The organism is Bradyrhizobium sp. SPXBL-04 (assembly GCF_051853035.1).
GTDB lineage: Bacteria > Pseudomonadota > Alphaproteobacteria > Rhizobiales > Xanthobacteraceae > Bradyrhizobium > Bradyrhizobium zhanjiangense.
This window is the reverse complement of sequence record NZ_CP182472.1, coordinates 2,665,910-2,677,696: the sequence shown is the minus strand read 5'-3', so window position 1 is coordinate 2,677,696 and position 11,787 is coordinate 2,665,910. Positions and strand designations below refer to the sequence as shown.

12 protein-coding genes are annotated in these 11,787 nt (G+C 62.8%); 4 read left to right on the top strand and 8 right to left on the bottom strand.

All coding sequences use genetic code 11. The features are described from left to right. Positions 1–49: 49 nt before the first annotated feature. Positions 50–484: a TetR/AcrR family transcriptional regulator gene (locus tag ACNJX8_RS12520; RefSeq protein ID WP_439360836.1), complete on the bottom strand. Its 435-nt coding sequence runs from the start codon at positions 482–484 to the stop codon at positions 50–52. A 310-nt stretch (positions 485–794) separates the two neighbouring features. On the opposite strand from ACNJX8_RS12520, the gene ACNJX8_RS12515 reads away from it, so the two are divergent. From ACNJX8_RS12515 to ACNJX8_RS12505, 3 genes are read left to right on the top strand one after another with little or no spacing between them, the layout of a single operon-like run. Beyond that, positions 795–1,442 (top strand): CoA transferase subunit A, encoded by a 648-nt coding sequence (locus tag ACNJX8_RS12515; RefSeq protein ID WP_439360835.1) that lies wholly within the window; start codon positions 795–797, stop codon positions 1,440–1,442. A gap of 4 nt (positions 1,443–1,446) precedes the next feature. After that, a complete protein-coding gene (locus tag ACNJX8_RS12510) occupies positions 1,447–2,097 on the top strand; it encodes a 3-oxoacid CoA-transferase subunit B (RefSeq protein ID WP_439361897.1) in 651 nt (216 codons plus the stop codon). Between the two features lie 12 nt (positions 2,098–2,109). Further along, positions 2,110–2,568 carry a MaoC family dehydratase gene (locus tag ACNJX8_RS12505; RefSeq protein ID WP_128932333.1) on the top strand — a complete coding sequence of 153 codons (459 nt, stop codon included), beginning with the start codon at positions 2,110–2,112 and terminating at the stop codon, positions 2,566–2,568. Positions 2,569–2,735: 167 nt separating this feature from the next. Here ACNJX8_RS12505 and fabI read toward each other — a convergent pair whose 3' ends face one another. Genes fabI through ACNJX8_RS12485 form a run of 4 tightly spaced genes read right to left on the bottom strand, consistent with a single transcriptional unit; the run spans position 2,736 to position 7,960 of the window. Continuing rightward, positions 2,736–3,524: an enoyl-ACP reductase FabI gene (fabI, locus tag ACNJX8_RS12500; protein ID WP_128932332.1), complete on the bottom strand. Its 789-nt coding sequence runs from the start codon at positions 3,522–3,524 to the stop codon at positions 2,736–2,738. Continuing rightward, positions 3,521–4,735: an acetate/propionate family kinase gene (locus ACNJX8_RS12495; protein WP_439361896.1), complete on the bottom strand. Its 1,215-nt coding sequence runs from the start codon at positions 4,733–4,735 to the stop codon at positions 3,521–3,523. The genes fabI and ACNJX8_RS12495 overlap by 4 nt, the downstream gene beginning before the upstream one ends. Before the next feature lie 5 nt (positions 4,736–4,740). Next, positions 4,741–5,703, bottom strand: a complete 963-nt coding sequence (locus ACNJX8_RS12490; protein ID WP_128945206.1) for a phosphate acetyltransferase — start codon at positions 5,701–5,703, stop codon at positions 4,741–4,743. 28 nt (positions 5,704–5,731) lie between these two features. Next, a complete protein-coding gene (locus ACNJX8_RS12485) occupies positions 5,732–7,960 on the bottom strand; it encodes a DUF3141 domain-containing protein (protein ID WP_439360834.1) in 2,229 nt (742 codons plus the stop codon). A gap of 161 nt (positions 7,961–8,121) precedes the next feature. Between ACNJX8_RS12485 and ACNJX8_RS12480 the strand changes: the two genes are divergently transcribed. After that, entirely contained in the window at positions 8,122–8,658 is a 537-nt protein-coding gene (locus ACNJX8_RS12480; RefSeq protein ID WP_128945204.1) for a GNAT family N-acetyltransferase, read from the top strand. Positions 8,659–8,661: 3 nt separating this feature from the next. Here the strand turns inward: ACNJX8_RS12480 and ACNJX8_RS12475 are convergent, their stop codons facing one another. From ACNJX8_RS12475 to ACNJX8_RS12465, 3 genes are read right to left on the bottom strand one after another with little or no spacing between them, the layout of a single operon-like run. Beyond that, complete coding sequence (locus ACNJX8_RS12475; protein ID WP_128945203.1) at positions 8,662–9,120, bottom strand: hypothetical protein; 459 nt, start codon at positions 9,118–9,120, stop codon at positions 8,662–8,664. Next, on the bottom strand, positions 9,104–10,021 hold the full coding sequence (locus tag ACNJX8_RS12470; protein ID WP_439360833.1) for a DUF2950 domain-containing protein: 918 nt from the start codon (positions 10,019–10,021) through the stop codon (positions 9,104–9,106). The genes ACNJX8_RS12475 and ACNJX8_RS12470 overlap by 17 nt, the downstream gene beginning before the upstream one ends. Then, positions 10,018–11,691, bottom strand: coding sequence for a DUF3300 domain-containing protein (locus ACNJX8_RS12465; protein WP_439360832.1), 1,674 nt, complete (start codon positions 11,689–11,691; stop codon positions 10,018–10,020). The genes ACNJX8_RS12470 and ACNJX8_RS12465 overlap by 4 nt, the downstream gene beginning before the upstream one ends. Between the last annotated feature and the right edge of the window lie 96 nt (positions 11,692–11,787).

Here is an 11,787-nt window from a genome sequence, read left to right as displayed (position 1 = left end):
TATTCCGGGGGAAGAGCGTCCCATCTCTCGCGGCCGGCGCGTGAATGCATCACGCCGGAATACGGCAGGCTGCTTGGTCAGACTTGCCGAGCGCCTTCAGGATAAAGCGAATCTGGCCGCGCATGTCTGCCTCCGTGTCTCCGCGCTGATGAACACAGTGCCCGGTCAGTATCGGATGGAAGAATGGCATGAACGCCAACCTGACCGCTCGTGCGGCTTCCGCGACATCTTCAACCTGGAATTCGCCGGATTCGATGCCCTCGCGTATGATCGCCTCCACGATCGCTACCATCCGCTCAATATGCGCTTTGGCGATCGCCCAGTTCTCCCGCGTGGCAGTAGCAATCAGGTCATGCATGTACCTTTCCTTGACCAGCGTCATCTTGGTTTGGCCGTGAATGGCGGTCAGGAGTTGGTCGAGTTTCTCCGTGGCCGGCTCGTTCGTGCGGGCGATCGCAAAGGCAATTTCGGCGATCTCGTTCACAAGCCGGCCGCAGATGGATTCGTTGATCGCATTCCTGGAGGGAAAGAAACACACAATTTCGCTACTTATCGGCTGGCGGAGCGGGTGCGGACCTGGCGCTGCATCGAAATGCGGTGAGCGCGGCCCTCGAACAGCGTCACGCCGGCGTTCGCAAGCTCTGGCACGAAATACTCGGAAGCATCGGCATCCACGCACCCCGAATCGAATGATTGGAAGCCTTGATGCAGATCAAGGGAGAGCAATCGTCGAGCTCCAACATCAGCGCATTGCCGCCCTTCCGCCCATCGTCGGCCGACCGGGAGTTTCAATCATGAAGGCCGTTTCCGTCGAAGAAGCCGTTGCGATGATTCCGGCGGGCGCCAGCGTCATGGTTGGCGGATTTATGGGCGTCGGCACTCCGGAGCGGCTGCTCGACGAAGTCGTTCGCCAGAGGAAGGCAGGCCTGACTTTGATCTCGAACGACGCGGCGACGCCCGGCAAGGGCGTCGGCAAGCTGTTCGATCAGGCCCTGGTGTCGAAGTTGACGGCAACGCATATCGGCCTCAATCCGAAGGCGCAGCAGCAGATGCTCGCCAATCAGATCGCCGTCGATCTCGTGCCGCAAGGTACGTTCGTCGAGCGCATCCGCGCCGGCGGATGCGGTCTCGGCGGCGTGCTGACGCCGACCGGCGTTGGAACGCTGGTGGCCGAAGGCAAGCGTCAGATCGAAGTCGACGGCAAGCCATTCCTGCTGGAGACGGCGCTGCGGGCGCAATTCGCACTGGTGCACGCCTTCCTCGCCGATTACCTCGGCAACCTCGCCTATGCGCTCACCTCGCGCAATTTCAACCCGGTCATGGCGATGGCGGCCGACACCGTCATCGTGACGGCCGAGCATATCGTCCCGGTCGGCGTGATTGCGCCTGACCACGTCGTCACCCCCGCGCCGCTCGTCGATTATCTCATCACCAACGGGTGACATCATGGATCCACAGATCATCATCGCCCGGCGCGTCGCTAAGGAACTGAAGAGCGGCAATCTCGTCAATCTCGGCATCGGCATCCCGACCCTGGTGGCCAACTACGTGCCGTCCGATCTGAAGGTCTTCTTCCAGTCCGAGAACGGGCTGATCGGCACCGGGCCGATCCCCGAGCAGGGCATGGCGCATCCGACACTCACGGATGCCGGCGGGCGGCCGATCAGCGCGCTGCCGGGCGCTTCCACCTTCGACAGCGCCATGTCGTTCGGACTGATCCGTGGTGGCCACGTCGATGTCACGGTGCTCGGCGGCCTTCAGGTCGATGCACACGGCCATCTGGCCAATTGGATGATCCCTGGCAAGATGGTGCCGGGCATGGGCGGCGCAATGGACCTCGTCAGCGGTGCCAAACGCGTGATCGTCGCCATGCAGCACGCGGCGAAGGGCAAGTCGAAGATCGTGGCAAAATGCTCCTTGCCGCTGACCTCGGCGCGTCCTGTGAATTTGGTTGTGACCGACATGGCCGTGATTGGTTTCCCCGATGGCAAGGCCACGTTGCTCGAAACCGCGCCCGGCATGAGCGTCGGCGAGGTCTTGGCGCTAACGGAGGCCGAGCTCGCCATCCCCGACAGTGCTCCGGAAATGAGACTCTGAGCAGGTTAACCCATGCGAATATTCAGCGACTTCGATGAGATCAAATCTGCCGTCGGCTCCGAGATCGGTGCCAGCGACTGGATCGAGATCACGCAGGACCGCATCAACCAATTCGCCGAGGCGACCTGCGACGAGCAATGGATCCATGTCGACCAGGAGCGCGCGAAGCAAGAGATGCCCGGCGGCAAGACCATCGCCCACGGCCTACTGTCACTGGCACTGGCCCCACTCTTCATCCGCTCGGTCATCGGCCTGAAGGGCCTGCGCAACACGCTCAACTACGGCGCCGACCGGATCAGGTATCTTGCGCCGGTGCCGGCGGGCTCGAAACTGCGCGGCCGCGTCACGATTGCCGAAGCCGAGGACGTGCCGCCGGACGGGCTGCGCGTCAACTATCACCTCGTGATCGAGATCGAGCACGGCAAGAAGCCCGCTTGCGTCGCCGAGTTGATCGCGTTGCACTATCGCTGAATCAAAAAAGTCGAAAAACAACCCCATGCACAGTAGCCATGAGGTTGACGGCATTACGATTTCTTATTTTACGAAATAGGTTGACCCGTCGGGCAACACAGTGGCAATATGCCATCGTCAGCCCATGGCCCAGACTGCCAGCCCGGCTTGGCAACGCGGCGGCGCGATCAATCGATGATGTGATAGCCGCCATCGATATAGAGCACACCACCGGTGATCAGCTTGGCGCCGTCGAGCGCCAGGAACGCTGTGGCATTGCCGACATCATCGATGCTGACGAGGCTGCGCGAGGGAGCTTTCGACTGCGCTTTGTCCATCAGCTCGTCGAATTCGGGAATGCCCGATGCTGCGCGCGTGGCGAGCGGTCCCGGCGAGATCGCGTGGACCCGGATGCCTTTCGGGCCTAATTCGGCGGCAGCGTAACGGACGGAGGCCTCGAGGGCTGCCTTCGCGACGCCCATGATGTTGTAGTTCTCCACCACCATCTGACTGCCGTAATAGGTCATGGTGAACATCGTGCCGCCGTTCTTCATCAAGGGTTCGGCAAGATGTGCCATTCGCAGGAATGACCAGCAGGAGACGTCCATGGTCTTCAGGAAGCCGTCACGGCCGACATCGACGACGCGGCCGTGCAGCGCCTCCTTCGGCGAGAATGCGATGGAATGAAGCAGGAAATCGAGCTGCCCCCACTCCGATTTGATCCGCTCGAACACCGCTTCAATCTGGCCTTCAACCATGACGTCGAGCGGCAGGAAGATCGGCGCCGCCAGTGCCTGCGCCAGCGGCTCGACGTGCTTCTTGGCGCGGTCGTTCAGGTAAGTGACCGCGAGATCGGCGCCGAGTGCGCGAAACGCCCTGGCGCAGCCCCAGGCGATCGACTGGTCGTTGGCGATGCCGACGACGAGACCTTTCTTCCCCTTCAGGGCGACTTTGCTGTCCGGATATACTGGAATCATGACACCCTCTCATGTCTGGGGTTGGGCGATTGGCCGTTCATCAGCAGCGACAACGTATGCTGCGCGATCATCAGCTCCTCGTCAGTCGGGATGACGTAGACCGGGAGACGACTGTTCTTCGTCGATATCAGCCGTGCGTGGCGGGCATTCGCGGTTGCATCAAGCGCGGCGCCGAGCCAGCCGAGGTGTGCCGCAACGCGGGCCCGAATGCCGCTCGAGTTCTCCCCGATGCCGGCGGTAAAGACGAACGCGTCAACACCTTGCAGCGCAGCGGCGAGCATCCCGGCGTTGAGGCCAATGCGATAGACGAAATAATCGACTGCCAGCTTTGCTTGCGGATCGGTGCTTGCCTCCAGTTCGCGCATGTCGTTGCTGACGCCGGACAGACCTTTCAATCCGCAATCGCGATAGAGGAAATCCTGCACTTTCGAGGCAGTCATGCCCTTCTCGGACATTAGATACAGCACGACGCCCGGATCGAGCTGGCCGGGGCGCGTGCCCATCGGCAGCCCGTCAAGCGCGGTGAATCCCATGGTGCTCTCGACGCTTTGTCCGCCCATCATGGCGCACATCGATGCGCCGCTGCCGAGATGGGCGACGATCACGCGCCGTTCTGCGATCTCCGGTGCAGTCTGGGGTAGCGTTCTGGATATGTATTCATAGGAAAGCCCGTGGAAGCCATAACGCCGCACGCCTTCGGCATGGAGCTGGTGCGGAATGGCGTAATGATCGGCCAGCGGGCCGTGCGTGCGGTGAAACGCGGTATCGAAGCAGGCGACCTGCGGCACGGTCGGGAAATTGGCCAGGATCGAGCGGATCGGCGCCAGATTGTGTGGCTGGTGCAGCGGCGCCAGGGCGACGAAGCGCTCCAGCCGCGCCACCACGCCATGATCGACCAGAACCGGCCGATCATAGTCCGGTCCACCGTGCACCACGCGATGCCCGACCGCCATGGGATGGATACGAACTTCGTTCTGCAGCCATTCGCCCGCCACGTTCATCGCCGCCGGAACGTCCGGAATGGCCTCGATCGGATAGGCCCGGTCGGCCATGGGATCGCTGCCCGCACCGCTCGCCCGCAGGCGCGGGCGGCTGCCGATGCCGTCCACCTGCCCCTTGATCAACCGGCGAAGCGTGCCTTCCCCCTCGATCACGAAGACCTGGAACTTGACGCTCGACGAGCCGGCGTTGACGACGAGGATGCTGTCCATGGCGGTCACGCCGCAATCGTCGGCGCCTTCTGGCGCCGGGCGTGAGCATAAAGTGCCGCGACCGCGCAGGACGCCATCCGTGCCCGCGGACTGTCCGCACGCGAGGTCAGGACGACTGGCACGCGCGCGCCGAGCACAATGCCGGCGCCGTCGGCCTTGGCGAAATAGGCGAGATTCTTAGCGAGCATATTGCCCGATTCAAGGTCAGGCACGACCAGGATCTGCGCCCGACCGGCGACCTCGGATTTGATGCCCTTGATCCGCGCGGACTCCAGGTCGATCGCATTGTCGAACGCCAGCGGTCCGTCGAGCACGCCGCCGGTGATCTGTCCGCGGTCCGCCATCTTGCAGAGCGCCGCAGCCTCGATCGTGGATGGAATTTTCGATGTGACCGTTTCGACCGCAGAGAGGATGGCGACCCGCGGCGACTGGCCGAAGCCGGCCTGGTTGTAGAGGTCGATCGCATTCTGGATGATGTCCCGCTTGGCATCCAGATCGGGAAAGATGTTGATGGCGGCGTCAGTGACAAAGATAGTCTCGGTGTAGGCCGGCACGTCCATGACGAAAACGTGGCTTATACGTCGATCCGTCCGCAAACCTCCGGCCTTCGCGGTGACGGCCCGCATTAACTCGTCGGTGTGCAGGCTGCCCTTCATCAGCAGTTCGCCGCGGGCGGAATGGATCAATTCGACGCCCTTCGCCGCGGCATCGTCGCTGTGAGCGGCATCGACGATCTCAAAGCCGGAAATGTCCAGTGCGAACCTGGCGGCCGTATCCCTGATCTTCCGTTCCGGCCCGACCAACAGGGGCCGGATGATGCCGGCCGCCGCGCTGTCGACGGCGCCCCGCAACGATGTCTCGTCGCAGGGATGCACGACGACGGTCGGCGCCGGCGGGATCGCCTTGGCCGCGGCGATCAGGCGATCATACTTGCTGGGAGAGTGCGTGGCCGTCGCATCTAGTGACATGATGTCGCTCCGATCTTTGCAACTCGCGCTACGAGGCCTTCGCTTTCGGATCGAAAGGGGCAACGTTCGACGCCTTTTCGGCATCTTCCATTGTGTCGATGCCAAACAAGCCGGCGACCTGCCGCAGGCGGATTGCGCGCTCGCCCGTGATATCCTCGCTGGCCGAAAGCACCTGCTCGATCGCCTCGAAAGCCCCGCGGCGACGATTCATGTCGTCAGGCAGCAGCTTCGGAATAGCGCCGAGCGCCCCGTCACGGTCGAGCAGCAGCATGAAGAACTGCTCCCGCACCAGCATTTTGAATTCGGCAAGGCTCATGCGTGCGCCACCATGTTTGCGGCGAATCTGGCGCAGAGCCTCGATACTTCGTTCGTCGACCATCCCCCGCGCCGAGCCGACATAGAGCAAGGCGCGCAGCGCCGCTTCACGAAGGCCGCCCTCGCCGATCCGCGACTTCAGATCGTCGATGCGCTTTTCGAGCATGGCGCGATGCTCGACGGACATTTCACGCTGCCGGGATGGCACGGAAGTGGGATCAATTCCGACCGCGGCCTGCAGCGCCGGCGACCCATAGACGCTGAGGAAGATCGCTTCGCTGAGCGCCTCCTGTGAATCGCGCCAGCTGTCTAGGGCATGCACGATCTGCTTCGACATCTGCTCCTGGAACGCCAGGAATGGATTGTCCTTCGCGACCGGCTTGCGCTCCTCGACGGCCTTCTCGGCCAACGATTTCACTATCGCCATATAGGGATTCCGGCTGCTGAAGAGCTCGTATTGCAGCCGCAGCGGGTGCATGTTGTGGGCCCATTCGGCCATCTGGGGCGTCACCATGGCCTTGATCCATGGCTGAAGAAATTTCCGGTAGGCCGCCAGATTGATCTCCGAGACGCGTTTGGCCGTGGCAAAGCGCCGCTCGTCCTCGGGAGAATTACTGCCCATGGCACGGATATCATCGAGGGTCCGCGCCTCGCAGCGCATTACCCACTGTCCGACCACCAGATCCGAACTCGCGGTGTCCTCGCCTTTCGCCTCGAAGGTGGCTTCATAAAGCCCAGGTGGAAGAACGTCGATCAGGTCGATGTTGCTGGAAAACTCCGCATGTTCCTTCTTGGCAACGCCACCGGAGACGAAAATACCGAGATGACCGATGCTCTTGTGCACGGTGTAGACGATGGTCTGCCCATAGGCCCTGATCTCGTCGACGTCGGCGTAGCAATCCAAGATCCAATGCAGCGCCTGTTGCGGTGGCGTGATGTTGTCGCCCTCCGAGCAGAACACCACGATCGGCGACCTGATGTTGCGGAGATCGACCTTGCGGCCGTCGGACAATTCGATGTTGCCTGCCGCAAGATTGTTGCCGACGAACAGCTCGTCGACGATGAACTGGATCTCCTCGGCGTTCAGATTGACGTGGCCGCCCCACCAACGCTCGAATTCGAGATAACGATCTGCCTCGGTGTCGACCTTCGAATAGACGTTGTACTGCTTGGTCCACAGCGTGTTTGACGGGTTCTGGCTCTCAAAATTCTGCACCAGCCAGGCGCCGTCGAATTTGCCGGCGCCGAGATCGCTGGTGAGCGCCGTGAGCCAACTCCCGCCCAAGAGGCCTCCGGAGTAGCGCATTGGATATTTTCCGCGCACGCCGGCCCAATAGCTGAGCGGCGCGCCGGCGATGATCAGCGGCCCGAACAGTTCAGGACGCAGCGAGGCCAGGATCATGACGGCCCATCCGGCCTGGCAATTGCCGATCACACAGGGCTTGCCGTCGGCATCCGGGTGAAGGTTTATGACCTTTTCGATGAATATGGCTTCTGCACGCGCGATACGCTCAATGGTCTGACCGGGCATCGGATCCGGCAGAAATCCGATGAAATAGCAGGGATGGCCTGCTTTCATTGCCACGCCGATCTCGCTGTCCGCCTTGAAGCCGCCGATGCCGGGGCCGTGGCCCGCGCGCGGATCGACCACAATGAAAGGCCGACGGTTCATGTCGATCTCGACATTGTCCGGCGGAACGATGCGCACCAGCGCGTAATTGACCGGCTCGACGAGTTTGCGGCCGTCCATGATCAGTTCGGCCGCATATTGGAGAACATGCGGCGCGGTTTGCGCGAGGTGTTCCCTGTACTGATCACCGCGCCGGCGCATGATATCCAGGAATAGGACACTGCGTTGTCCCGCATCGACCAAGTATTCGATCGCCGAGGCGAACAGCCCCGACATTGGACCGCCCGGAATTTGCACCTTGTCTATTGACATGTTTCGACCTCTTTGTCGGGTTCGACAATTGACGGCGCCGGGCAAGGACGAACGTTGATCTAGGTCAAGATGATCTGCACGCTCGAAGGACTCTTATCCTGCAATCGAGTTCATGAGACGCGGCTCACTTGACGAGCTGATTTCGCCCGGACGATATCGGCATGTCACAAATCGCAAGTTACAGCGCGCAAGCCGTACTGAAGGACGGAACTCCGGTCCAGATCCGCGCGCTTCGAGCGAGCGACGAGGCGGATATGCTCGCTGCCATCGAGCGCACTGGGCCGAGCTCGCTCCAGAGCCGGTTCTTCGTCATGAAGCGATACTTCTCGGAGAAGGAACGCGCCTTCTTCATGGACGTGGATTTCAGCAATCACGTTGCGCTGGCCGCCCTCGTCGAAGAACAGGGTCGTCTCACCATCATCGGCGGCGGGCGATATGTCGTCACAGATCCCGGACGGGCCGAGATGGCCTTCGTCGTGGTGGATGCCTGGCAAGGCCGCGGGATCGGCTCTCTGCTGCTGCGGCACCTCATCGACATCGCGCAAGAGCATGGGATGCAAGAGCTTACGGCCGAGGTTCTGTCCGACAACGCGCCCATGCGCAGCGTGTTCGCGAAGTCAGGCTTCAAGCCTGCGAGAAGCGATGATCCGAGGACAGTACGCCTGACTCTCACTCTTGGGTCCGCACGCCCGGCTTGAGCTTCATCTCAAGGCGATCGTGATCTGACTGATATTGGCCGCTAGCTCGAGTCCCGCCTTCGGGCCTTGCAGCACCATCGTCACGCCCTTTTCGTTGCGGAGGTGAACGCCGCTGACGCCGCCGACCAGCGCAAAACCGCCACCGACGGAGCTATAGGTGCCGGCGAAGTCACTGATCTCGCGGATGCCTGAGGCCCAGCCGTCGAGACGGCCGACCGTGGCGCCGACCGTGACGCCGAAACTCAGGCCGCTGATCTTGAACGGATAGGTCTTACCGCGGTAGGTCAGCACGCCGTTGCCGGCGCCACCGCCGACCAGGAGGCCCGCCTTGACGATCTTGACTCTGACATGACCGGCCGCTTGCGCGAAGGACGGCGTCGCCGGCATGGTTAGCCCGACTGCCAGCAGCAGGAGCGCGATCAGGCGAAATGCGCGCCGGCGCCATTCACGGTTTTTGGGCATCGACCTTCTTCCAGGTCTCGTCGGGATCGAACAGCGCGGTCCGCTCGGCAATGAAGGCCGTGCGCTTGCCGAGATCCTTCTGGTAAACGGTGCCGGCATGGTTGACCAGAAAGGTCATCACGCCCGAATTGCCGTACTCCGCAGGCCAGGCGATCAAGGCGAAGCCGCCGATCATCTTGCCCTTGACGACGTAGTTGAGCGCGCCGCCGGGTGCATCCCGCCCCTGTCCCTTGAGGATGCGAAAGTAATAGCCGTGATAGGGCTCGGGTCCGACATCGCCCGCGCGATACCCCTCCTTCGAGGCTTCGGCCGCCAGCGCGCCGAGCGGGCTCGGGTCGCTGTCGTCGCGCCAGAACAGGCCGTCCTTCTTGCCGGGCGAGGAGACGATGCGCTGCGCATAGACGCCGGCGCCCTCGCCGCGGTCCTTGTCGGCATATTCGTTCTGCGCGTCGACAAAGGCGAGCGCGGTCTGGATTGCGTCGAGCTCGTTGCGGCCGATGCGACGGCGCAGCACCTCGATCCGTCCCTCGTCGGTGTCGAACTCCCAGCCGGTCCTGGTGTTGACCAGCGGAATCGGGAACGGGAAATCGTCCGGCCCTAGCATCAGGGTCGCAGTCTTGTTGCCCTCGGCCTTGATGCCGTGCTTGGCGTCATACATCGACGAGAAGCGCTGGCGGATGTCATTGTCGGCGATCTCGTCGCCGGAGGCGACGATGTCTTCGGCAGCGCGCCCAAGCACCTTCAGAATGTCGCTTGGTCCGCTCTTGACCGCGGCCGCAAGCGCAGCCGCCGCGTCCTCCGGCGTCTTATAGGATTGCTGTGCCTGTGACGCAGAGCCAAGCAGAGCCAGCGCCATGATGCCCGGCAGCACCGCGCGGCGGAAGGATTTCAGGCCCGTCATGGCGTCACCTCCACGGGAATCTTCGCGCCGCCGGCGAGCCATTCAGCATAGCTGCGGAATGTCAGCCCGAGTTTTTCGTAATGGACACGTAGATATCCATCGCTGCCACGGGTCACAGCGGCAGGCATCACCTGCTCGACCTCCTGCGCCATCACGCCGACATAAGCCTTGTCGCTGCCGATGTAGCTGAAGCGATAGTAGCCGAGGCCGTTTGAGAGCTGACCGAGCAGGACAACGTCGTGCTTCAGCGCGATATCGGAGCGCCGGCCGCCGCCACCGCCGCGGAAGCCGCCTCCTCCGCCTCCACCACGGAAACCGCCTCCACCATGCATGGCCATTCCGCCACCACCGCCCCGCCCAGCAAAGCCACCGCCGCCGCCACCGCGCGGCATGCTTGCCATACTCGAACGCCCGCGCGCCGATGCCGCGGCCGCCGATCGGGCCGACGAAACGTTCATTGCCCCGCCGCGGTTGCCACCACCGCCACGGTTGGCGGCAGCACCGCCGCCGGCACGGTTCGCAGCCTTGGCGCGATCGCCGCTGCCCTTGTTTGCGCCCTTGGCCCGGTCGCCGCCGCCCTTGGCATGATCCGCGGCCCCAGCGCGATCGCCACCGCCGGGCCGATCGCCGCGGTTGCCCGCACGGTCACCTGCGCGATCACCCGGACCGCCACGATCACCGGCACGGTCGCCCGCCCGATCTCCCGCACCTTGATTCGGTCGCAGCACCTGATTGCCGTCACGACCGCGGAAATCCATCCGGTCCGACGCGCCAGCCTTCAAATTGTTGTTGCCGAAGCGCTGCTGAACATTGGTGTTGTTGTAGCGAACGCCCTGGCGATGCGCCGGATTGTGCTGCCAGCCGTTGCCGATGTTGGTGGTGCGATGGTTGACATAGACGTTGCGATTGCCCCAGTTGCAGCCGCCGCCCCAGTAATTGCCCCAGCGTCCGATCGCCCAAGCGGTGCCGAAGGCGATTCCGGCGGCAACCATGCCGGCGCCGATATAGGACGGATAGCCCCAATAGTACGGCGGATACTCCGCATAGGGCCAGGTGCCGTAGACCGTCGCCGGATCGTAATACGGCACGTACATCGCCGAAGGATCGGCCTGCTGGATCACGACAACCTGCTTGCCTTCCTGGGCCTGGACACTGACCTTCTGCTGCTTGGTCGTGACCAGCTTCTTGTTGTCATAGGCCTTGGTGCGCAGGCGCTGAATCGCGTCCATCACATCGGGTTGCTGGGCGAGAAAGGCGTCGCCGAGTTTCTTCGTCCAGTCGAGCTGGTCGCTCATCATGGTCAACACGTCGGCGGTACTGGTCAGCGCCTTGACGCTGTCGTCCCAGCCCTGCTTGTCCACCTCCGTCTTGAGCGCATCACCCCTGAGCTGCTTGCGCTCCTTGAGCCAGCGATCGGCTTGCACCACCTCCAGCGGATAAGTTGAGGCCGCCAGCACATTGGCCAGGAGCTCGTCGGGATAGAGCGCGATCGGCGCAACCAAGGCTTCAAGCTGCTCGGGCTTCAAGAGCTCGGCAGTCGCCGCAGGCGGGCTCGCTGGTTGCGCCTGCGGATTTGGGGCTGCAGGTATAGTTGTGGTCTGCGCCGTTGCAGCGACCGCAGTCGCCATTAGGAGCGCAAGCGCCATCAGGGTCGTGCCGCAGCGAAACATCACATCCTCCCTCAGACTTCCAACGTGGGAAGATCAAGCCGGAGCGCAGGCGTTTGTTGATCGAGATCAACGAAACGAGTTCGTCGCGGCTGCTGC